The organism is Dethiosulfatarculus sandiegensis, from assembly GCF_000931935.2.
GTDB lineage: Bacteria > Desulfobacterota > Desulfarculia > Desulfarculales > Desulfarculaceae > Dethiosulfatarculus > Dethiosulfatarculus sandiegensis.
On record NZ_AZAC01000018.1, the window covers coordinates 62631 to 83702 of the forward strand.

Annotated in this window: 21 protein-coding genes; 5 read left to right on the forward strand and 16 right to left on the reverse strand. The window is 51.7% G+C overall.

Translation table 11 applies throughout. The features are described 5' to 3' along the window. Positions 1-68: 68 nt before the first annotated feature. The 5 genes from X474_RS14015 to X474_RS14030 all read right to left on the reverse strand — a co-directional run bounded on the left by X474_RS14015 (position 69) and on the right by X474_RS14030 (position 3160). The gene (locus X474_RS14015; RefSeq protein WP_197282105.1) at positions 69-824 is read right to left on the reverse strand and encodes an SGNH/GDSL hydrolase family protein; all 756 of its coding nucleotides are present in this window, start codon (positions 822-824) and stop codon (positions 69-71) included. Between the two features lie 167 nt (positions 825-991). Then, positions 992-1723, reverse strand: a complete 732-nt coding sequence (locus X474_RS14020) for an ABC transporter permease (RefSeq protein ID WP_044349778.1) — start codon at positions 1721-1723, stop codon at positions 992-994. Continuing rightward, positions 1720-2685 carry an ABC transporter ATP-binding protein gene (locus X474_RS14025; RefSeq protein ID WP_044349780.1) on the reverse strand — a complete coding sequence of 322 codons (966 nt, stop codon included), beginning with the start codon at positions 2683-2685 and terminating at the stop codon, positions 1720-1722. The genes X474_RS14020 and X474_RS14025 overlap by 4 nt, the downstream gene beginning before the upstream one ends. Beyond that, entirely contained in the window at positions 2686-2826 is a 141-nt protein-coding gene (locus X474_RS26515; RefSeq protein ID WP_197282106.1) for a hypothetical protein, read from the reverse strand. Next, positions 2819-3160: an ArsR/SmtB family transcription factor gene (locus tag X474_RS14030; protein ID WP_156360766.1), complete on the reverse strand. Its 342-nt coding sequence runs from the start codon at positions 3158-3160 to the stop codon at positions 2819-2821. Before X474_RS14030 ends, X474_RS26515 begins: the two co-directional genes overlap by 8 nt. Before the next feature lie 329 nt (positions 3161-3489). On the opposite strand from X474_RS14030, the gene modA reads away from it, so the two are divergent. From modA to X474_RS14055, 4 genes are read left to right on the forward strand one after another with little or no spacing between them, the layout of a single operon-like run. Continuing rightward, positions 3490-4260, forward strand: a complete 771-nt coding sequence (gene modA / locus X474_RS14040; RefSeq protein ID WP_052515216.1) for a molybdate ABC transporter substrate-binding protein — start codon at positions 3490-3492, stop codon at positions 4258-4260. Next, positions 4257-5081 carry an ABC transporter permease gene (locus tag X474_RS14045; RefSeq protein ID WP_044349782.1) on the forward strand — a complete coding sequence of 275 codons (825 nt, stop codon included), beginning with the start codon at positions 4257-4259 and terminating at the stop codon, positions 5079-5081. The genes modA and X474_RS14045 overlap by 4 nt, the downstream gene beginning before the upstream one ends. Then, a complete protein-coding gene (locus X474_RS14050) occupies positions 5063-6082 on the forward strand; it encodes an ABC transporter ATP-binding protein (protein WP_052515217.1) in 1020 nt (339 codons plus the stop codon). The genes X474_RS14045 and X474_RS14050 overlap by 19 nt, the downstream gene beginning before the upstream one ends. A 38-nt stretch (positions 6083-6120) precedes the next feature. Further along, entirely contained in the window at positions 6121-6843 is a 723-nt protein-coding gene (locus tag X474_RS14055) for a Rossmann-like domain-containing protein (RefSeq protein ID WP_197282107.1), read from the forward strand. Positions 6844-7171: 328 nt separating this feature from the next. Here X474_RS14055 and X474_RS14060 read toward each other — a convergent pair whose 3' ends face one another. The 9 genes from X474_RS14060 to X474_RS14100 all read right to left on the reverse strand — a co-directional run bounded on the left by X474_RS14060 (position 7172) and on the right by X474_RS14100 (position 17989). Next, on the reverse strand, positions 7172-7603 hold the full coding sequence (locus X474_RS14060; protein WP_044349784.1) for a response regulator: 432 nt from the start codon (positions 7601-7603) through the stop codon (positions 7172-7174). A 116-nt stretch (positions 7604-7719) separates the two neighbouring features. After that, positions 7720-8352 (reverse strand): hypothetical protein, encoded by a 633-nt coding sequence (locus tag X474_RS14065; RefSeq protein ID WP_044349786.1) that lies wholly within the window; start codon positions 8350-8352, stop codon positions 7720-7722. Positions 8353-8366: 14 nt separating this feature from the next. Further along, entirely contained in the window at positions 8367-8714 is a 348-nt protein-coding gene (locus X474_RS14070) for a response regulator (RefSeq protein ID WP_044349788.1), read from the reverse strand. A 33-nt stretch (positions 8715-8747) separates the two neighbouring features. Further along, positions 8748-10505 carry a sensor histidine kinase gene (locus X474_RS14075; RefSeq protein WP_044349789.1) on the reverse strand — a complete coding sequence of 586 codons (1758 nt, stop codon included), beginning with the start codon at positions 10503-10505 and terminating at the stop codon, positions 8748-8750. Then, on the reverse strand, positions 10506-11729 hold the full coding sequence (locus X474_RS14080) for a response regulator (protein ID WP_044349791.1): 1224 nt from the start codon (positions 11727-11729) through the stop codon (positions 10506-10508). It lies immediately after the preceding gene. 2 nt (positions 11730-11731) lie between these two features. Beyond that, positions 11732-13888 carry a SulP family inorganic anion transporter gene (locus X474_RS14085; protein ID WP_044349821.1) on the reverse strand — a complete coding sequence of 719 codons (2157 nt, stop codon included), beginning with the start codon at positions 13886-13888 and terminating at the stop codon, positions 11732-11734. Then, entirely contained in the window at positions 13882-15282 is a 1401-nt protein-coding gene (locus X474_RS14090; RefSeq protein ID WP_044349792.1) for a sigma-54-dependent transcriptional regulator, read from the reverse strand. The genes X474_RS14085 and X474_RS14090 overlap by 7 nt, the downstream gene beginning before the upstream one ends. 2 nt (positions 15283-15284) lie before the next feature. Then, positions 15285-16718, reverse strand: a complete 1434-nt coding sequence (locus tag X474_RS14095; protein ID WP_044349794.1) for a sensor histidine kinase — start codon at positions 16716-16718, stop codon at positions 15285-15287. A gap of 392 nt (positions 16719-17110) precedes the next feature. Beyond that, the gene (locus X474_RS14100; RefSeq protein WP_044349796.1) at positions 17111-17989 is read right to left on the reverse strand and encodes a hypothetical protein; all 879 of its coding nucleotides are present in this window, start codon (positions 17987-17989) and stop codon (positions 17111-17113) included. A gap of 377 nt (positions 17990-18366) precedes the next feature. On the opposite strand from X474_RS14100, the gene X474_RS14105 reads away from it, so the two are divergent. After that, positions 18367-18579, forward strand: coding sequence for a phage holin family protein (locus X474_RS14105; RefSeq protein WP_044349797.1), 213 nt, complete (start codon positions 18367-18369; stop codon positions 18577-18579). Positions 18580-18882: 303 nt separating this feature from the next. Here X474_RS14105 and X474_RS14110 read toward each other — a convergent pair whose 3' ends face one another. Both X474_RS14110 and X474_RS14115 read right to left on the reverse strand, forming a co-directional pair. Next, positions 18883-19848 (reverse strand): Lcl C-terminal domain-containing protein, encoded by a 966-nt coding sequence (locus X474_RS14110; RefSeq protein ID WP_197282108.1) that lies wholly within the window; start codon positions 19846-19848, stop codon positions 18883-18885. Between the two features lie 141 nt (positions 19849-19989). Further along, on the reverse strand, positions 19990-20661 hold the full coding sequence (locus X474_RS14115) for a hypothetical protein (RefSeq protein ID WP_044349799.1): 672 nt from the start codon (positions 20659-20661) through the stop codon (positions 19990-19992). Positions 20662-21072 lie beyond the last annotated feature (411 nt).

Genomic DNA, 21072 nt, shown 5'->3' on the forward strand with positions numbered 1-21072 from the left:
CTGCGAATTCGTCATGATTGAGCAGTCAAAACTCGGCCTCAAAACATCCTAAGATGTTGAGATAATATTTATTTTTCTCGCCAGGTCCTCACCACCGCTTTGGCCCAAAGGTCATAGACTTGGGGTCCGGGATGAAAGCCGTCTGTGGCCAAGGTCTTGGGATCTTGGCTGAAATCAAGCGGCAGGTGTTCGCAGTCAGGCTGAGTTTGGCAGAATTTTGCAACAGCCTGGTCATGGGCCTTGGCCCGTTTGCCCAGAAAAGTGCGCAAGGGTTGGGGCAAGGCCGGGAATTTATGCACGGGCGGCATGCCCGAGACTACGATAAACTTGGGGGTGAACCTGTTCCGCAGTTCGGCTACCAGTCTGGTCTTTTTTTTTAGGCAGTAATCCAGGGAAAAGTTGGAAGTAAGGTCATTGATTCCCGTGGCCAGGAGCACAAGGTCATATGGGACTCGGGGCAGCTTTGCCAGATAAAGCCTGAGCTCCCGGCTTCTCCAGCCGGTCTGAGCAGCAAGCCTCCAGTGAACCGTGTTTTTTGGAGCCAGCCTGCTCACCATGCGGCCGGTGAGGGCCTGATTCTGGCTTGGCGCTCCCACACCCGCGGCGGAAGAATCTCCGGTCACCAACAGCCTTAAAGACCTGCCCTGGCCGCTGACCCCCTGCCTCAAACCCGGAGGCTCTGGCAGTCTGGGCGTTTTGAAACGCACCCAAACTCCCTGGGCCAGATAAAGCGGGGCAAGAAGCAGGTCTGCCAGGCTGCCGACAGAGAAGGGGTGTTTTTGGGGGGGAATATCCCTGGTCTGGCGGTTTTTGTCCTGTTTCATGGTTTTTGCCAGCGGATGTAATTTGTTATGCATTATCCAGCAACTACCAGCCTTAGAAATTCCTCATATCAGCCTTAGCTAATTTTATGGTCAACACAGCCCACTTAATTAATAAGGGCATCCCTTATTAATTAAAAGGATGCCCTTTATCCCCCAGCCCCTCACAGTTAGCGGGTTGCCCGGTTTTTAAAGGCTTTCAAGGCAATCACCCAGGATGCCGCTAAAAATGCGGCCAGCACGGAAGCCGGTATCAGGGGGTGGTGAAACCATGCCTCCCCGGATATGCCATAGCGCAAAAGCTCAGCCACATAGGTCAGCGGTGAAATCATGGCCAAGGGCAAAAGCCAGGCGGGAAAGGCGGCCAGCGGCATAAAGACTCCGCTTATGAACAAGGTTGGGAAGCGGAAAAAATTCATAAGCGTCATGGCCTCAAAGACCTCTTGCACCATAACCGAAGCGATTATGCCCAAAAGCGAGAATACGCAGGCTCCCAGGATAAGCCCCAGGATAAACCAGGCCGGACTTGCCATGGGAAGCCCTAAAAACAGTATAAGCCCCAAGGTGAGCACAAAGGTGGTGGCCAGGCCATAGGCTGAGGCGCTGCCCGCCTTGCCGAATAAAATGGTTTCATTGCTTACCGGGGTGAGCAAAAGACGCCTCAGGGTCTTGGTGCGTTTTTCAAAGGTTATGACAATCGCCGCCATGGAGGTGCAGCCAAACAAAAGCGTCATGGCGATAATTCCCGGTGCAACCTTCAGGTAGCCGGCGGGATCTTTCACAAAAACCGCCAGCATCAATACCGCCGGGAATAAAAGGGCCCAGGTCACCAGAGGCGGCTTGGTGTAGTAGCTCTCCATGTCTTTGCGCCCAATGGCCATGGTGCGGCTGAACTGGATCATTTTTCGCCCTCCTTCAGGGCTCCTTTGTTTTCCACATAAGCTAAAAAGGCCTCTTCCAGGTTGGGGCGCTCCACACTCACTTCTTGTATGGCAAGATTTTCAGCCTCGGCCAGGCCCAGAGACTGTTTAAGGGCCTGGTTCAGATTATCCACTTTTAAGCGCCAGAAGCCGTTTTCCCGGCTGGCCTTTTGTACGGCAGGGCAGGCGGCCAAAAGGGTTTTTTCCTCTATTTCTCCACTCAAACCCAGCTTAAGATAGGTTCCGTCCTCCACTTGGCCTCTGATTTCATCCGGCGATCCCATTTTGACCACTTGTCCCTTGATAAGGATGCAGACCGTGTCTGCCAGGGCCTCGGCCTCTGCCAGGTTGTGAGTGGTCAAGAAGATGGTGGTCCCCTTTTGGTTTATGCTTTTTATGTGGTTGCGCAAGGCCCTGGCGCTGGGCACGTCCAGCCCTATGGTCGGCTCATCCAGAAAAAGTATCTCCGGGTTGTGGATCAGGGCCGCGGCCAGGACCAGGCGGCGTTTCAGTCCCCTGGATAAGGCGCGGAAAGGCATTTTGGCCCGGTCTTTTAAATCAAAGAGTTCAAGCAGGTCTTGGATGCGTTCTTCCCTGGTTTGGCGGTCAAGCCCGTAGAGCTCACCGAGATAATCCAGATTGCGGGCGCAGGTAAGTTCCGGGTAAAGGTTGGAATCGTCCGGCACCACCCCGATGAGCTCTTTTACCTTGACCGGATCTTGGTTTACATCCAGTCCGCATACCTTGATTTCGCCGGAATCCTTGGCCAAGAGGCCGCTAATGATGTTTATGGTGGTGGTTTTCCCCGCGCCGTTGGTCCCCAAATAGGCGAATATGCCCCCTTGGGGCACTTCAAAGCTCAAGCCCCTTAAGGCGGGGGCGGAACCATAGTTCTTAACCAGGTCCCGCACCGCCACCGCAGGCGCATTTGTTAAATTGGTCAACTATTTTTTCTCCGGTTTTGACTGGCAGGGATGATTTTTAGCGCTGCCGTGGCATTTAATGATCTGCTCTTCAGTGCAATCCTCAGGCTTGCCCAAAAATTCTTCCGGGCGCTGGCAACCGTCTTTGGCGCAGTTACACATTTTTTTCTCCTTTGGAATCAAGGGATATGGGGAAAATCCGTTCGCCGTATTCACGCCCGGCTTCCCGGCCAAAGGCTTGGGAAAGGGAGCAAACCCAGCGGTCAATAACCCTTTGATTGATCTGGTAATGCATAAAATAACCGCGTTTTTCCGGGATGATGAGATCTGCCGCCTTTAACACCCGCAGGTGCTGGGAAACCGCTCCCGGGGTTATGCCGAGCCTTTTGGCCAGAGCTCCCACGCAAAGGCTTTGGTCTTTTATCAGCCTCAAAAGGCGGATGCGGGTCTCCACGGACAGGCATTTTGAGATTTTGGCTAATTCCAGGGGATGCATTATCCTCTCTCGTTTGATTTAGTATATTTAAATATACTAAATCAAACTATTCAAGCAAGCGTATAATTTTAAGGGCCTCTGAATTAATGATTTTCCAGTTCAGGTGTGAACCGGGCCAGGGGAGGGCGCTGCCAGGCCCGTTGAGTTGCTTTACGGTGTTTAAATGAACCAAAAGGTCTTTGGATCCGGCAACTCATGTTCAGGCGTTTTCCGGCTTCCCCTTGGTCGCCGATTAAAGTGCTTCTTTTTTTTAATTTTGCTTTTGACTTGACCGGGAGCTGCCTTCTGGGCATTATGCTAAAAAAAACATATTTGCTATGGAGGCTGTCATGCGTTTTTCTTTTAAGCTGTTACTTCTCTTGTTTCCAGCCTTTTTATTATTGAGTTGCCCTTGTATCGGCACAGCAAGGGCCGACGATTCCTTGCTCCTTTACAGTGGGGCGGGTCTGCGCCAGCCCGTGGAAGAGGTGGTCCGGCTGTTTCAGTCTGAAACCGGAATCAAGGTTCGGATAGATTTTGCCGGTTCAGGCCGGCTCATGGCGCGCTACCTGGCCTCCGGCAAGGGGGATGTCTTTCTGCCAGGTTCACATTACTATGTGAACAAGCTGAAAGACAAGGGCGAGCTGACCTGGTCAAGGCAGGTGGTTCTCCACGTGCCCGTGGTGGGGTTTCCCCTTTCCGGCAAGGTCAAGATCAGCTCTTTTACAGACTTGACCAAGCCGGGGCTAAAGGTGGGCTTGGGCGATCCAAAAGCCATGGCCCTGGGGCGCACGGCCGAAGATATCCTTACGGCCTCGGGCCTGAGAGAGGGTGTTCTTAAAAACACCGTGGTGCGGGCCGCCACAGTCAAGCAGCTGGTTCTCTATTTACTAAAAGGCAATGTGGACGCCGCCATTGTGGCCAGGGCGGATGTGGTCCAGAAAAAAGATAAGTTGGGCATGATCGAAATCGACCCTTCCTGGTACAAACCCGAGATAGTCACGGCCGCGATTTTGAAAGCATCCAAGCAAAAGAAAAAGGCAAAAAAGCTGGCTGTTTTTATTTCTTCTCCTGAAGCGGTGAAGGTCTTTAACCGCTATGGTTTCCTGCCGGTCAAATGATAAAGCCGACAATAGGATTCAAAGGCCTTTTGAGCCTTCCTCTTTTGGTTTTAGGGATCATGGTGACCGGGGTGATTTTCGCCCTGGTCATCCAGGTTTCTCCGTCCGAACTGTGGCAGGCCCTGAAATCTGAGGAAACCCTTTTTGCCTTGCGTTTTTCCCTGACCGCCTCGGCCGGAGCCATGAGTCTGGCTGTACCCTTGGGCATAGGCGCGGGCTATTTTCTTTCCCGCAGGGATTTTTTCGGCAAACGGCTCTTGGACGCCCTTTTGGACCTGCCTTTGGTCATGCCGCCTTTAATCGCCGGGGTGGGGCTTCTTTTTCTTTTTGGGCGCGGCCTGTTAGGCGAGCCTCTGGCTCGCATGGGCCTGGAACTGGTTTTCACCCCCTGGGGCGCAGTGGTTGCCCAGGCCTTTATCGCCACCCCCATAATCATGCGCAACGCCAAGGCCGCCTTTGAGTCGGTAAACCCGGGTTATCAGGAAACCGCCATGGTGCTGGGGCTAGCTCCCTGGCGGGTGTTTTTTCGAGTCAACCTGCCCCTGGCCGGGCGCTCGGTCTTTGCCGGGGTGATTCTGGCCTGGGCGCGGACCATGGGCGAATTCGGGGCAACCCTTATGGTGGCCGGAGCCACCCGCATGCACACAGAATCCCTGCCTGTGGCGGTTTATCTCAATCTGGCCAGCGGCGAGCTGGGCATCGCCGTTTCCTGCGCCCTGGTTCTTTTGCTTGTCTGTTTCGGGGTGCTGGTCTGCCTGCGTTTTCTCAAGCCTGAAAAGGGCGGAATGAAAAGGAGTGGGTTATGGCCGGGCTCTGTTTGAAACAAGTGGAAAATAGTTTTGTAAAGTCTACGGATTTGACCATACCCAAGGGATCATTGTTTGTATTGGTGGGGCCTTCCGGTGCGGGCAAGACCAGCCTTTTGCGCATAATCGCCGGGCTGGCTCCTCACCAGGGCAGCATTGTTCTTGAGGGCAGGGAGCTTAGCCCTCTGCCGTCCCATCTGAGGGGGGTTGGCTATCTTAGCCAGGATCCTTTTTTGTTCCCTCATCTCAGCCTGGAGGCCAACTTGGATCTGGGCATGACCAGAATGGGGTTCAGTAAATCGGAAAAACGCCAGCGGCGCGGGGAGCTATTGGAAATGGTGGGCATTTCCCACTTGGCCGGGCGAGACACCTACACCTTGAGCGGCGGTGAAAGGCAAAGGGTGGCCCTGGCCAGGGTCTTGGCCTCCGGCCCCAGGCTTTTATTGTTGGACGAGCCTTTTAATCAGCTTGATTTCCGTTCAGCCGCTTACATGGCAAGCGAGTTCAAGTTTCTGCAAAAAAGGCTGCAACTGACAACCCTGATGGTGACCCATAACCTCGCAGAGGCAAAGGAGCTGGCCGACAGTCTGGCGGTGCTCCAGGACGGACGTCTTCTACCCCAGGGAATCGATCCGGCAGACGGCCAGAGCTTTCTTGAGATCCCCAATCTTATGGATTGCCGGGCCTCCAGGGTTTTGGAAAAGGGGCTTCTTGAGCTCAACTGGCGGGGCCTTTGCCTGTTTGCCCTGGATCGGGGGATGGTTTGCCACAGTTTCAAGGTTCGGCCAAGCAGCATTCTCTTGGGCAAAAGCCCGCCCAAGGGTCCTCTTGTCAACCGGTTTCAAGGGCAGGTCAAGGCTGTTCAACTGAACCGCCATACAGCCAGGTTGGAATTGCTGGTTCAGGGAGCGGAACTTAGGGCCGAGATCCGCCGCAAACAATGGGATCACGACCCGTTAAACAAAGGTGATCAGGTTCAGGGCTTGATTCCCCTGGAAAGCCTGGAGCCACGGTGACCTTTGCCGCCGCTTGAATTATATGAAGGAGTTAAAAAGTGGATACCTATGAGAAATTGCGCCAGACCCTGATCAAAACCATGGAATCTGAAAACTGGGCCGAGGAAAAGGTGCAGGTGAAGGTGCGGACCCTGACCCCGGAGGAGGCGATCGGTGATCCCGAGCACCGGGACTATCCTTTGATCAAGGGAAGAGAGCGGATGATGGCCGCCGAATTCAGGGGATGCCAGGGCCAGGCCTTTACCGACAGGTTCGGGGAGTTTCAGGGCTCTTTGCAGGAGGTGGCGAATATGGAGCTTTCCAATAATTTTCGCCGGGCGGTTTTTCTGGCCAGTTTAAATGCCGTGCTGCGGGCCCATGGAAAGGTGGAAAAAACCATCCACTGCAAGGATGAGGCCCCGCCCAATTGCGCCGCCCAATTGGCCGAGATGGTCGCCGAGCGCTTTGGCAACCCAAAAGTGGCCCTGGTCGGACTGCAGCCCCGCATGGCCCAGGCCTTGGCCACGCGTTTTGAACTGCGGATCACCGATATGGATCAGGACAACATAGGCCAGAAACGCTTCGGAGTTGTGGTGGAAAGCGAAAAGGAGACCGCAAGTGTGCTTGATTGGTGTGACTTGGCTTTGGTCACCGGCACCACCTTTTCAAACGCAAGCGTAACCAGCATGCTGAACGGCAAACCCGTTATATTCTACGGGGTGACCGTGGCCGGACCGGCCGCAGCACTTGGGCTCGACAGGTTCTGTCCCCTGGCGTCCTGAGGCTGGTTTGGATGTTTTTCCGCTACGGAAAACCCTGTATATTTTAGGGGGTTAAATGGCGCAGGCAAAGAGTCTGCAAGACTGGCTCTTTGCCTCTTAAAACTTGCTTCAGATAGACTTGCCAAGTTTTCGGTTCCAGCCGGGGCCCGGAGAAAAAACATGGTTTGAAAAAATACCGGTCCGGGCCAGGCGATTCATTTGTGAAGATGATTACTTTTATGGCCGTGCACAAACCCGCCGGCCTGAAAGGCCTTTAAATCTCCATGCCGCACCAAGCCTTCAAAAGACGCGGCGGTTTTTTAAACCCTCGATTGGTGGGAAGGCCTTTTTACCAGCCGATTCTTTTGAGCAGATCCTTTACTTCTTCTTCCCTGGCCTTTTCATCCAGCTTTATACGCTTGGCTCTTCCTTCTTTCACCTTTTCCACCAAAAGATCCAGGTCGGCGGGTTTTTCCAAAAAGTCAAAGGCGCCCTGGCGCATGGCCTCCACACCTTTTTTCACTGTGGCCTGGCCGGTGAGCAGGATAATCTGCAGATCGGGCTTTCTCTGCAAGGCCTGTTTCAAGGTCTCCAACCCGTCCAGTCCCGGCATCATCAGATCCATGACAATGGCGTCATAGATATTGTCTTTGATCTTCTCCAGGGCCTCTTCGCCGTTTAAGGCAGTATCCACTTCAATGTCTCGGTTCCTGAGGCGTTCGGAGACGTTTTCCAAGAATTCCTGCTCATCGTCCACCACTAGGATTTGGGCTATGGTCATATTTCTTCTCCTTTACTTGACCGGCGGCTTTTTTACTTGGGCCTGGCCGCAGGTTTGCTTCTAATTACTTGGTCGCGCTTATTAATCCCATTTCCAAAGCCGGGTTTCCCTGAAACCTAAAAGGGAACAATCATCTCAAGTCCGCCCTGTTCCAGGATCGTCACCCTTGCCCCCAAGGGGTCCAGAATCTGGCTGGGAGGCTCCTGTAATTGTCCGGAAAGCCGGGCCTCAAAACAAAGCGCCAGGCCATCGGGCCTTTTTTCCACTTTGGATCTGATCTCCTGTTCAGGCTCCGCCGCCTCTGCCACAGACTCGAGACAGGCCCAGATCGCCTGCTCCAACAAGGCCTGTTTCTTATCCGTACCGGCCGAGATGTCTTCACCCTCAAGCTTCAGTGTGAGCCGGTTGCCGCCGGTTAAGCGGCCAAAGAAAAAAGGCTCGACAATTTTGAGCGACTGAACCATGTCTGCGCCTTTTTGCTCCAGGTCCGCGCTGTGGGCAAACTTGTTCAGCCTTTTGACCGCTCCGTCAGCCTGTTCCAGACGGACAATGATCCTTTGGGTCAGTTCGCTTAAACGGTTCAGGTCCGGTTCCCGCCCTGATTCCGCCAAGGCGAGCATTTCCTGCATGAGATGGATCTGTTCGTTCATTACGGCCAGTTCGTTTTTAATCTCATGAGTGCCCCTGGCCGTCACCCTTCCGAAAAAAGCAAGGGTTAGGTCTAACAAATCCTGGTGGCTGTTTGACATAAGCTTTCTCTTCTTTAAGGTTGCATCATAAGATTAAGTAGGTCTTCTATATCCACAGGCTTGACCAGGTAGCGGTTTGCTCCCAATTTAAGCGCGTGGTCCAGGTCTTCGGCGGAACTGTGCCCGGTGAGCAGTATTATCCGGGTCTCCGGCCTTTGTTTCTTGATGGCCTTTATGGCCTCGAATCCGCCCAGACCGGGCATCTTGAGGTCCACCACCACCCAATCGTAGGGCTGCTTTTTGATCAGCTCCAGTCCGTCCTCACCGCTGACTGCCCAATCGCTTGAAATGCCCCGTATCTCCAGGCGTTCAGAAAGCGTGGTGACCAGTTCCTTTTCATCATCAATAAGCAGGACCTTCATAGGTCAGTTCTCCTTGTCAGAGGTTCCCCTGTTTTAAACAAGCCGGGAGATCACCTCTTCTTCATCTGTTTCAAGGTTTGTGTTGTTTTGCCGGGGCAGTAGAATTCTGAAGGTGGTGCCTTCTCCTGTTTTACTTTCCACATGAATATCACCGCCCATTTTCTGGACAATGCCGTATGTTATGGAAAGACCCAGGCCTGTTCCCTTTTCGCCCTTGGTGGAGAAAAACGGTTCAAAAATGTTTTTCAGGTTTTCTTCCTTTATGCCTTCTCCATTATCGTAAATACTGATCGCAACCCGTTTCCGGTCATGTTCGGCCACATTAATGTCTATGCGCCCACCGTCTGAAACCGCTGCCAGCGCGTTGTTTAAGATGTTTAGGAAAACCTGTTGGAGTTGTCCCTTGTCCGCCATGATCGGGGGGACTTCTCCGTCTCCATCCAGGTTTATTTGAATGTTCCGGTATTCTGCCTCCCGGCCCAAAAGACCGAGCACTTCTTTTATAAGGTCAACAAGGTGGATCTGTTCGGACTTGATCGGCAGGTGACGGGCAAAACCCAGGAGCCGGTGGGTGATCCTGCTGACCCTACGCACAGAATCTTTTATCACTTCGGCCTGCTTCAGGAATTTATCCTTAAGGGGACAACTCTCCGTGTGGGCCAGGATATCGGTCATGAGCCCGACTTTTTCATTGATAATAGCAACCGGGTTGTTTATTTCATGGGCCACACCGGCAGCCAGGCGGCCGATTGAGGCCAGCTTGTTGGTGTATTCCATTTCGTGCAACATGGTCACCCTTCTTAAGTCCGCGTCATAGATTCGCCCCACCAAGGTGTTGCTTCCCCAATAGATCACCAAGAGCATGGCCATCACGCTTAAACCCACCATGATCATTACGTTGATGCGCAAGATGTCCCATCTGTGCAAAAGGGCCTTGGGTTTGTTTATGGCCACCAGGTTAAAGGGCGTTCCCTCCACCTCTGCCACACCCACGGCAAGCGGCAGGTTGGTTGCGTCCTTGGTCTGGTATATGCCGTTTGTCATCGGGTGCTGGTCTGAGACAAGAGGAAATTGGGTCAGGACCTGGCCGTAAAGTTCAGATGAGGTCTGAAGCATTCCGGCCTGGTTCACCAGGAAAAGGTCACCGCCCCGGCGTATATCCTGGGCCTTCATCAGGGAGTTGAGCCTGTCTGTGTCAATGGTGGCCCTTAACACATAAGGAGGCTCGTTTTCGCTTTCGTGCCTTACGGCTATGACAAAATGGGGGAAATTCCTGTGCCCTAAAAACACATCGCTGATATAGATCCCCCTGATCATAACCTCCTGGTACCAGTCCTGGTTTTTATAGTTGTGCCCCTCCAGGTTATAAGGCCCCACATAGGTCTGCTGAATGCCCCGGGCATCTATCAGCCCCAGGTCCACGAATCCGCCAAAGGATTTGCGCAGGCGGGAAAACACGCTGCTTAAGCGTTTAATATCAGAGAGCTCTTCAAAGGTGTTGTCTAAGTTTACATAGGCCAGGGCGGCTTTTCTTTCATCCAGAAAATAAGAGACCTGCAGCTTGCTGGTGGCCAAAAGACGCTGCATTTGGTTGGTGATTTCACTGAACTGGAGTTCATATTGCTTTTGGAACTGATAAAAATTGATGGCCGCGAGCAGAAACAAGGGAGCCAGGGTCACCACTATCGCGGACCAGAAGGTGTTTTTCCACAGTCTACGATAGTTGAGTAGCTCAAGCTTGGAATGCCGTTTTTCCCAAAAGGACGGTTTTATCAGATTCCAAAGTCCCATTTATCCCCGCCTTGCTTTTACGGATTCATAAGCCTTTTGCATGGTCTGGGAGAGAGTTTCTATATCCACCGGTTTTTCCAGATAGGCAAAAGCCCCTTTTTCCATGCATTCTTGTCTGTCTCTATCCGAGCCGTGTCCGGTGAGTATGATAACCTCCACTTCGGGGTGTTCTTGTTTTATGCGTCTTAAAACCTCCATGCCGTCTATGCCCGGCATCTTGAGGTCCAAGACCATGACTTCGGGTTCGTCTTCGTCGGCCAGTTTCAAGGCTTCCTTGCCGTTATAAACCACAGCCGAACCAATGGCCCTGAGCATCAGCCTTTCTGAAAGCGTTTCTACGAATTCCCTTTCGTCATCCACCAAAAGCACCTTGGAGGGCAGTTTGAAATCCGCCCGGCGATAGACGTCCGCCTGGTAATAGTCCGGCCCCGGTTCGACCTTCACCTCTTTAACCCCTGCCACCGAAGAGGCCAGGTTTTTAAGCTCTTCGGAAAGGCGGTTCAGCATCAGAACCTTTTTGTTGATGCGAATGGTGACAACCCCGTTTTGGCTCCAGACCTCCGCGTCTTTGGGATTGTGTCCCTCCTTGGCCAGGGCCTGTTCCACCTGGGCTGCTGTTTTAAAATCTTCAAGATCCTTTAGGGAGGTCTCGGTTACTTGAAGGTCCGGGGTTTTGATTGCCTCGCAGATGGTGGCTATGGCCTTTTCCTGGGGAGTGTTGTCCATGGGTAAAAGAATGTCGTATAGCTGGGGAGACCAGGGTTCCTGGTTGTGCAGGTATTCGGCCCAGCGAAAGGCGGCCTCATCGTCAGTATGCACCCGCGAAATGGCGGCTTTTTCCTCCAGGCCCAGCTCGCGCGTGGCTCGGGCCACCCTGTACTTGGTCTCCGCGATCAGGCAGACCCCAAGCGCATGTCTTATTCTGCCGAGCATGAGCAAAGAGCCGTAACCAAGATAGACCATTTCGGTCTGCTTAAGCAGTTCGCCGAGCCCCATCCTGAGCCAGCTTATGGCCTGCTCTTTTTCATGGGAAAAGGGATTGAATATGGAGGCCCGGCCGAACATGGCCCTGCGCAGGGCCTCGGAAGAGGGGCCGCCGTTTTTCAGCACCCAGCCTATCAGGTCTTCGTCTCTCAGTATGGGGCAACTCATTTCAGAGGCCACGCCCTGGGCCAGTTCCTCAGAGGCGCAGAAAGAGCCGGTAAATATGGCAACAACGCTCATGGCTAGTCTCCCTCCCCTACATGGACATATTCCAGCGGACAAACCGTAATCAAGGGACAAGCCTCTTCATCAGAGTCCTTATGGGTTTTCTCGTGCAGGGCGGCTATTGCGTCGGCCGCCCTGGGGAAGACGTGATCCTGACCGATTTTGCTCAAAAGGTGTGTGCGTTTCATCACTTCCATAACCCTTTCCTTTACATGGGAGAAGCTTATGTCGTAACCTGCGCTGCGCACCTGATCCACTATCAGGGAAAGGGCGTCTTCACCAGAGGCATCGATATCGTTTATGCCGTTTGCCACCACCAAAATGTGGCGCAGCTTGGGCATGGTGCGGATGCGTTCATTTATCTGGTCTTCCAGAAAAGAGGCATTTGCGAAAAACAAGGGGCCGTCAAAGCGCACCACCGCAATATGCTCGCACTGGCGCAGCCCGAAATGCTCGGCGTCCATCAAGTTGCAGTCTTTGTGCATGGCCAGGCTCGCCACCCTGGGGCGCATGCTTTTATACAAAAAGACTCCGAGGCTTAAGGCCACACCTATCATGATGCCTTGATCAAGATGGGGTGCAAAAACGAGTGTGGCCAGGAAAGTTATTATGCTTATGGCTCCGTCGTACCACTGCGTTTTCCAGGCATGCACAAATCCCGAGACATTGATCAGCCCAACCACGGCCATCATGATAACAGCGGCCAGCACGGCCTGTGGTAAATGGTACAGAAGCGGGGTGAAAAACAACAGCACAATAACCACCATCAGGCTGGTCACCACGCTTGAAAGCCCGGTTCGGGCTCCTGTTTGCAGGTTTACCGCCGAACGTGAGAACGATCCTGATACGGGGTAACTTTTCCCTATACAACCCGCCATATTGGCCAGGCCCTGGCCGATCAGCTCCTGGTTGGGGTCGAGCCGCTGACCGGTTTTGGCGGCCATGGCCTTGGCAATGCTGATGGCTTCCATGAAGCCCAAAAGCGAGATTATCACCGCATAGGGAAAGAGCTGAAGTCCGACGTTCAAATCCAGTTTGGGTATGCTCAAGGTCGGCAGCCCGGGCGGGATGTCGCCGACCACGGCGCCTCCGCCCGTCAAGACCAGGGCATCTGTCTGCAAAGGCTTGTTCCCCACTTTAAGGCGATAGGTGTGTCCGTCTGACCGGGATGTCTTGGGTGTTTCACTGGCCAGGAAAAATAAGGTGTTGCTTTCCGGGCCCTCGACGGCTTTGAACATATGGGCTCGCAGGCTTTTTCTAAGCTCGTGGGCCGTTTCCTTGTCTTTTTCAATAAGAGCGGTGTCAAAGTCGGCCTCTTGCTGGTATTTAAGCCGGTCCAGGGATTGTTTGCCGCCGTTTTTTTCGGCCACGCGGGCTTTTTTATTGATTTGGGCCCTTTCGTCGCCAAGCTTTTCTATATGCCTGGTTTTTTCGTTAAAGGCTACAATCTGTTCTTTTACTTGGGGGGCCATTATGGCTTCCAGGGGAACGGTTTGGCGCACCTGAAAGCCGGTCGCCCAGGAGACTAGGGTGGTTACAGCCACGGCTGCCAATACATAGGGAATCTTCGGATTAATACGCTTAAGGCCGTACATTATGATAAAAGCGCCGATGCCCATGGCCAGGGAGGGCCAGTGGGTGAAATGCCAGGCGCTCTCCAAAACCCTCCAGATGGTTTCATAGTGATGAGGGGCTTTATCTACATAAACTCCGAACATTTTGGATAATTGACTGGAGGCTATGATAATGGCCGCGGCGTTGGTAAAGCCGTTGACCACTGGGTGGGAAAGGAAATTGACTACAACGCCCAAACGAAGCACACCCAAAAGGAACTGGAAAATGCCGACAATAAGGGCCAGAAGCACGGCATAGGCTATGAAGGTTTCGCTCCCCGCCGTGGCCAGCGGCTCCAAGGATGCGGCCGTCATTAAGGAGACCACCGCCACCGGCCCTGTGGCGAGCTGCATGCTGCTGCCGAACATGGCCGCCACCATGGGCGGGATAAAGGCGGCATAAAGACCGTAATAGGCGGGCAGGCCCGCGAGTTGGGCATAGGCCATGGACTGGGGGATCAAAACCAGGGCAACGGTGATGCCCGAGATTATATCCAGCCTGGCCGTGAGGGCGTTGTATCCCTTGAACCAGCTGAGAAAGGGGAAGATCTTGGTCAGGATTTTTCCTCTTTTCCCGAGTCCGGCTCCTTGGCCTCCTCCATTTGATATTTTTTTATCTTTCGCCAAAGCGACACCCGATCGATCCCCAGTATCCGGGCTGCCTGGGTCTTGTTGCCCTTTGTGTGCTTCAGTACCAGCTTGATATACTTGCACTCTTTTTCCTCCAAGGTGGGCAGTGTTTTTTCGGTCGGCTCTTTTTCCTCCACTGCATCTTCACCCCGCACCTCTACCGGCAAGTCGGCCAGCTCCAGCCTTCCGCCGCTGCGCAGGGTCACCGCCCTTTCGATAAGATTCTCAAGTTCCCTGACGTTTCCGGGATAGCTATAGGCCATGAGAGCCTCCATGGCCTTTGCCGAGATTTCCCCAATACTTTTATTTTGTTTTTGGGCGTGTTTTTCCAAGAAGTGGTGAGCCAAAAGAGCTATGTCGTCGGCGTGTTCCCTAAGCGCCGGAAGCTCAAGCCTCACCACGTTGAGACGATAATAAAGGTCTGCCCTGAAGCCACCCTGGTCCACCAGGGCCTGCAGGTCGCGGTTGGTGGCTGCCACCAGGCGCACATCCACATTCAACGGCTCCGTGCCTCTCACCCTGGTCACCACCTTCTCCTGAATAACCCTAAGAAGCTTGGCCTGCATGGAAGAGGGCATGTCCCCTATTTCATCGAGAAAGACAGTCCCCTTGTCCGCAGCTTCAAATAGCCCCGGTTTGGTTGCCGTGGCTCCGGTGAAGGCCCCTTTTTCATGTCCGAACAATTCACTCACCAAAAGTTCAGGGGCAAAGGCCGCGCAGTTGAAGGCCATGAATTTTTGTTCCCCCCGGGGGCTGGCGTAATGAAGGGCTCGGGCAAAGAGTTCCTTTCCGGTTCCTGTTTCACCGATAATAAGCACACTGGCGTCTGTAGGGGCGACCTGGGCAACAGTGTGGATGAGCTCCTGGATGCGGGGATGGTTCCCCACAATGGCGCTCACCCCTTCTTTTTTGCGCAGGTCCTGCTTCAAGGTCTGCAACTCATGTTGCAGCTTGACCTTCTCCAGGGCATGGGCCACCTGGGTCCTGACTTCGTCTATCTTGTAGGGCTTGGCGATATAGTGAAAAGCGCCCCGCTTCATGGCTTCTATGGCCGAATCCACCGAAGCGAAAGCGGTGAGCATTATCACCTCGGTAAGGGGAGAGTTGCGCTTGATTTCTTCCAGAACCCGCATGCCGTCGACCCGTTCCATGCGCAGGTCGGTGAGCACCAGGGAAAAGTCCTGGCGGGCCAACAGTTCCAGGGCTTCCTGGCCGTCGGCTGCGGTTTTTACCTGGTATTTGTCATCCCGCTCCAGGATGTGTTGCAAATTTTTACGGGCCAGGACATCGTCTTCCACCACCAAAAGCCTGGGTTTACCTTTCATGGCTAGCCCTCCCTTCGGTTCGCGGGAAGAGTGACTATGAAACGGCAGCCTTTTGTCTCCTTGTTTTCAACCTTAATACGGCCCTGGTGCCTCTCTATGACCCCATAGGTAATTGAAAGCCCCAGTCCCGTACCGTTGCCTACTTCCTTGGTGGTGAAGAAGGGGTCAAAGACCTGGGGCAGAATCTCCGGGTCTATGCCTGTGCCCGTATCGTCTACGGTTAGTTCGATCTGGTTAGACTCTTTGATTTCCCTGGCTCTGACAGTCAGAACTCCGCCTTGCTCCATGGCCTGAAAGCTGTTCATAAAGAGATTCAAAAGCGCCTGGAACATATGGCCCTTATCCAGTTCAATGGCCATCTCCCGGGGGATATCGATTCTGGTCTTCACACCGACAGGGGTCTCCCCCCTGATGAGCTTTAAGGATTCACTGACAAGCTGGTATAAATTTTCCCTTTCCAGTTTGAATTTGCGTCGGCGGGAAAATTCCAGAAGCGAACCCACGATATCCCTGGCTTTTTCCACCTGGGAATCGATCGCCGTTAAAAGCTCCTTGTGATAAGGCGCTGTCTCCGGCGGCATTTCTTCCAAAAGGATCTGGCAGGAGGTGGAGATATTGTTAAGGGGATTGTTCAATTCATGGGCCACACCGCTGGTCAGGGTGCCCAGGGCGGTTAACTTTTCAGTCTGAACCATTTGTTCATTGTTTTGTTTCAGATGCAAGGCCATGCGGTTGAAGGCCTGAATTAGATGGCCTATTTCGTCTTCCCTGTGGTCATAGGGTATGGGCCGGAAATCGCCTTTACCCACAACCTTGGTGGCTTCTTCTATGGTGTGTAAAGGCCTCACCAAGCGCACCAGGAAGTAATAGACCACCAGGGCGCCGATTCCGGCCAGGCCGGCCAGAAAGATTATCAAAAGCGGCCGATACTCCTTAAGCAGCCTGTGCATGTGATTTCTTTCAGACCGAGCCAGCGCTTCCGAACGCTCTATCAGGGATTTTCCGGCGCTCCTCAGGTTCTCCACCAAAGGCGCTACTTCCTCAATCGACCAGCGGCCCGTGCGTCTGTGAACCTCGCGGAAGAGTTCCCGATATCCGTCGGCAAGTTGGGCCAGCTTTTTATGCTCGGAAAGGCCCAGGCTGTTTAAAAGATGCTGACGGTTATTGGTCAGCATGGCCTCGTATTGGCTGAGATAATCCAGGGCCTGGCGGAAGTCTTTGTCCTGGTGATATAGGAAATAGTTTTTTTCGTAGCGGCGGGCCTCAAGGGCCATGTTGACCATGGCATCGGCCTGACTTAGGAAGACGAGCTTTTGCTCCATGCGGAAGAAATAGCTGTAACTGATACCCCCAAAGGCGGCCATGGCCAGGAAAGCCAAGCCAAAGCTTAAAACCAATCGCACCCTGATTTTGCTCAACGCAGGCAAAGGATTCATGCTCCTCCTCATGTCAGGCCGGGTTAGGGGCCTGCCGGTATCTATTGAAATAAATGTGCCAATAATCACTTTCATACCCTAACTGTCTGTAACTAAGTGCTTAACCTCTAGAGAGGCCCACAAGGGGTGATGAGAAGGGGTGTTGCTAAGTGCAACGGTGAAAGGGGATTACCTTACTAATCTCCGAATGTTACATTCGTTTGTTATTAATTTGGCCTCTTTAGGTAATATTGTTGCACTATGCAACGATACCTGGCAATGATAAACCCGACCGAACCGGGTTTCCGGGGTTTCAGGCTGAAAAATGCCCTAACAGATGTATGGAGAGGCATCAGGGAAGGAAAACCGCTTCATTTTACAACACTTCGCGTAATTATCCGCGGTTCTTTGATTTATTTGCCCTCAAACTGGCTTTTCTCCGCCTTTTGGGTGGGATAGTTTCCACCTTTTATTTTGTGCAGGGTTATGGTGACAACTTGGCGCTTGCCCGCTGGCGGTTGGACTGTGATCTTCTTTCCCTTGGAATAGCGATAGTCTTTTTCCGTTTCACCATACCTGGTCACAATGTAGTACACCCCGTTTTGGGTGAGCACGCCCTTGCTTGCCCGGTCCGGCACTTCCAATTCCTCCACCTTTACTTTTGTTTTCTGATTAAAGATCCTTACAGTGGCTGGTTGGCCGGACCGGTTGACAAATCTCACAAAATTCTTTTTTTCTCCTTGAGGCTTGGGGATGCTTCCCACAGGCACCAGGCCGGGCAGCTTGATATTCGGAACTTTGAGAGGGACTTTAATCTTGGGTGCAGAGATTTGGGGAAGCTTCATTGGCCCCACAACCTTGGGGCCGGTGCTGGTGTATTTCTGAACTCCTGTTTTCTTTTCCGGCATAACCTCAATGGACTTCAGGTGTTTAAGCCTGATGCTGAAGCTGCCCAGGTCTGTTTCCCCGCTGAGCCCCTTGCCCTGGTCTTCCAAGATAAACGCTTTCAGTTTTTTGCCGTTTTTTAGGGTGATTTGGGCCTGATAAGGCTCGGTAAAAACAATTTTTTTGATCTTGCTCCAGCTGAGTATCGCCTTACCCTTGCCTTTTTTTACCATCAGGCCTTCTTTGACCAGCCTTTCATGCTTAAAAAGGATGCCCGGGTTTTTGATTACGGTTTCTTCGTCCTCCTGGTCAATCAGCTTTAACTTGGCCGCTCGGGCGGGGCAGGTGGTTTGCAGGAAAAATAGCAGGCAAATGAGGCTGATAAAGGCCAATGCAAAGTGCCTCATGATTAAGCCTCCCTTGTTTGGAAGGTAAATATTTTTTCGGATTCAGACCGGCTTGTGGGGTGAGGATGCGGTTTAAGGGGGGGAGCTGTTTTTTTCAGTCTGGTGGCTGCATCTGGTGGGCAGTAAAGAGATCGGCATGGATAATAACCTAATTTAACTACAGATATTATATTATTTTGTGAAAAAAGCAAAGCCCATTAAAATAAAGGCCAAGTGTTGGTCTAACCTTTTGGTATCCAATCCATGGGCGCCGTGACCTGCGTTGAATTTTAGATTCACCAAAACGCCTAAAAATAAATATGTAATCCAGGAGTTAATTTGTAATACTGGTTAAGGCTTGGGTTTTTTTGAGACTCACCTCCAAGGGAGAATTCATAATGAAGCTGGTCCTTTTGGGTGTTGGCGTTATTTTGGTGGGCTTTGGTTGGATTGTATTGAATGCGAGCGCCGGTTACACCAATGCATGGTGGTGGTTCAGATGGAGTGAGTTTAAGCCTATTTTCGGTGCTTTTATTTTTGTCGGCGTGTTTCTGATCGGTTTGGGTATCGTAAAGAAAAGAAAGAAGGCGAGAAGCCGGATTATTTCCTGACAAACTTTTTCAAAAATCCACCTATTTCAAATGCTATATAAAGCTGGGCGGGCGGGCCGCTTTTCCCCGGCGGCTGAGCGTAAACAGCCTGAAAAGCGTGTACTTGGATCTGCTTTTCTTTAAAAGGACAGCAATGCGGGTTGCCATGCCTTGATGGGGAGAATTGTCTTTTATTTTTAGAAGGATATAGACCTTAAGAGCTGGGTCGGGAAAGACGGTCTGGATTAGGGGCCTTCATGACATCAAGGTCTACCAGACGATTTTTGAACAAACAGCCCACACGTGAAAGTGTCTGCCTGGCTTTTACCCCACACCCACAGCTCCCTTGTGCAGGTAAAGGGCCATGGCCCAGTCTGTCTCAAAAGCGCTGGTGGTGGATGACCAATAGGACTCCCTCGTTTCTATAAATAGATGTCCGGCAGGCAGGGCAGGGGAATGCCTGCTTGCGTCTACCAGCGATTCAAGCTCATTTATATTGGGCAGCCGCCAAGGTGTGTATCCCGCCGGGGCGGGAAAGCTCAGGCCTTTGACCAGATCAAGGGAGGCTTGCCAGTCAACAGAGCCGCGGGCCAGATCCGCATTTTGGCTCCAGGCCAATCCGGTCAAGTTGTCTCTGACCACTTCTCCCCTAAGCTCAAAGCGGGTCTCGGGCCATTTGGCGCCCAAACGCAGGTCCCCGTCCTGGCCTGTGTTGTTTCCCTTTATTATTTTCCCTTCCTGGTTGTAGCAGTTTTTTTGCCCGGTCCGCGGCAATACTCCATTGCCCTGGCCGCTCACCGGCCAGACCAGACAATACTGGGATTTGTGGCCGTAAAACATGCGCCCGCCTTCGGTGTGCCCATACCAGGCATAGGCAGGATTTAGGGCTGCGCTGGTTGAGGTCCAATACCAACCCGGGAAAACCTTTATAAACTTATGATCACTCGGTAAAGCGGGTTTGCTGTGACGGTGACTCAAGAGGCTCCTGAGTTCCCTGCGGTTCGGTAACCGCCAATCCCTGATGCCTTGCCAATTAAATTGATTAAGCCGCCGAATTTCTTCCAAGGCCTCGTTCCAGGTGACAGGAAAACCTCCCCGTTTGGCATCTTTAAGCCAGACCAGGCCGGTGAGCCGGTCTGTAACCACTCCATTCCGCACCTTGAAACGTGGCCTCGGCCAGGCCCGACCAAATTGGATCTCCCCGTCTTGGCCAGTGCTCGGGCAGGGGATTTCCATGCCCTTATGGTCATAGCACCTGTTTTGGCCTGTCTTTAATATGTGGCAAGGCAAAGGTTGTTTTTCTTTTAGTGGAGAAAGGTCGATAATTTTTAATAATATAAATGTAAAAATAGCGAATTGGTGAAAAATGAGTTTTTTTTAGCTGTTGGTGTGATCCATAATTTATGGATGTTGGAAATTGATTAGACCTTGCTATAATAAGATAAAACTAGTCTTTGAAGCTATATCGAAAAGAAAATCCAAATGACTTTCAAGTAGGCTGACCAGAACCCTTATAGATATCACCCATGAAGCACCAACGGTAATGTCAAAATATTTTTCATCGCTCCCTCTCCATAAAAAACCAAAAAATCCGATACTTAGCGTTAAAATAATTAATTGAGCCCAGTCCATATTTGGAAAAATAGGATAAAAAATAAACCAAACATTATAGACTTGTAAGGAAATGAATAAACGTAAATTTTTCTTAAAGGGCAATTCATTTATTTGGAATATTTTTTGGAAAAGGGAGACTAAAATAAAATATGGTATGTAAATTATTCCGTAGATAATAGCAAGCTTAAACAGAAAAAAGCAAGTCAAGTAGAAGTAGTGAAATAAAAAATAGGAATTTGACATAACATAAAAAGGTAGTGAAATGTCATATTTCGTTCGGGATATGAGTAATCCCAAAAAAAATAAAAATAAGTTGATAAGGGTAAAAAATACAAAATAGGAGGAAGCTTTGGTTAACTTTAAGTCTTGGAACATTAATAAGTAGTTGGCAGGTGAAATAAAGGCCATTTTAATCCATTGGAATAGATTTTTGGGAACAGTTATATTTTTTTTCGGGTCCGCCCTGTAGAGCAGCTTGGAATCGTCCATCATCCCCTCACTAAAAAAGTAATTTTACCCAAATGTATTAGCCTCGTCATCCCAACTTCTTTCGGGATCATCACCAATGCTTTTTTTGCGAAGCTGATCAAAATACACTTTCAAACTGCCTACCCCAAGACCAAGCAGCCCGCCAACAAAATTGTTAGCTCCGGGCGGCAAAGGTAAAGCTGAACCTAAAAGCACTCCTATGTCTACGTAATCATAAACTTCATAATAGGAGAGTGCTGCACAGTATCAGGATGCGCAATTCGCTTTGGAAAGATTTAACTATTTGATATAGTGGTTGAAACCTGTTTTGGGGGGTGTGTAAATGGCTACAAGGTTCGATCACAAGGGCGGTTTCGCGGATCATGCGGCAATCAGGCGCAAACGCCGGGAAAAGACGGCGGACAAAATAGA

Excerpts from the sequence above, each read along its gene's own strand:
- X474_RS14065 (WP_044349786.1), bottom strand. The coding sequence starts at position 8,352 with ATGTCAAACAGCCACCAGGATTTGTTAGACCTAACCCTTGCTTTTTTC.
- X474_RS26515 (WP_197282106.1), bottom strand. The coding sequence starts at position 2,826 with ATGTGTAACTGCGCCAAAGACGGTTGCCAGCGCCCGGAAGAATTTTTG.
- X474_RS14075 (WP_044349789.1), bottom strand. The coding sequence starts at position 10,505 with ATGGGACTTTGGAATCTGATAAAACCGTCCTTTTGGGAAAAACGGCAT.
- X474_RS14080 (WP_044349791.1), bottom strand. The coding sequence starts at position 11,729 with ATGAGCGTTGTTGCCATATTTACCGGCTCTTTCTGCGCCTCTGAGGAA.
- X474_RS14045 (WP_044349782.1), top strand. The coding sequence starts at position 4,257 with ATGATAAAGCCGACAATAGGATTCAAAGGCCTTTTGAGCCTTCCTCTT.
- X474_RS14015 (WP_197282105.1), bottom strand. The coding sequence starts at position 824 with ATGAAACAGGACAAAAACCGCCAGACCAGGGATATTCCCCCCCAAAAA.
- X474_RS14115 (WP_044349799.1), bottom strand. The coding sequence starts at position 20,661 with ATGGACGATTCCAAGCTGCTCTACAGGGCGGACCCGAAAAAAAATATA.
- X474_RS14020 (WP_044349778.1), bottom strand. The coding sequence starts at position 1,723 with ATGATCCAGTTCAGCCGCACCATGGCCATTGGGCGCAAAGACATGGAG.
- X474_RS14060 (WP_044349784.1), bottom strand. The coding sequence starts at position 7,603 with ATGACCATAGCCCAAATCCTAGTGGTGGACGATGAGCAGGAATTCTTG.
- X474_RS14050 (WP_052515217.1), top strand. The coding sequence starts at position 5,063 with ATGGCCGGGCTCTGTTTGAAACAAGTGGAAAATAGTTTTGTAAAGTCT.
- X474_RS14070 (WP_044349788.1), bottom strand. The coding sequence starts at position 8,714 with ATGAAGGTCCTGCTTATTGATGATGAAAAGGAACTGGTCACCACGCTT.
- X474_RS14030 (WP_156360766.1), bottom strand. The coding sequence starts at position 3,160 with ATGCATCCCCTGGAATTAGCCAAAATCTCAAAATGCCTGTCCGTGGAG.
- X474_RS14095 (WP_044349794.1), bottom strand. The coding sequence starts at position 16,718 with ATGAATCCTTTGCCTGCGTTGAGCAAAATCAGGGTGCGATTGGTTTTA.
- X474_RS14105 (WP_044349797.1), top strand. The coding sequence starts at position 18,367 with ATGAAGCTGGTCCTTTTGGGTGTTGGCGTTATTTTGGTGGGCTTTGGT.
- modA (WP_052515216.1), top strand. The coding sequence starts at position 3,490 with ATGCGTTTTTCTTTTAAGCTGTTACTTCTCTTGTTTCCAGCCTTTTTA.
- X474_RS14100 (WP_044349796.1), bottom strand. The coding sequence starts at position 17,989 with ATGAGGCACTTTGCATTGGCCTTTATCAGCCTCATTTGCCTGCTATTT.
- X474_RS14090 (WP_044349792.1), bottom strand. The coding sequence starts at position 15,282 with ATGAAAGGTAAACCCAGGCTTTTGGTGGTGGAAGACGATGTCCTGGCC.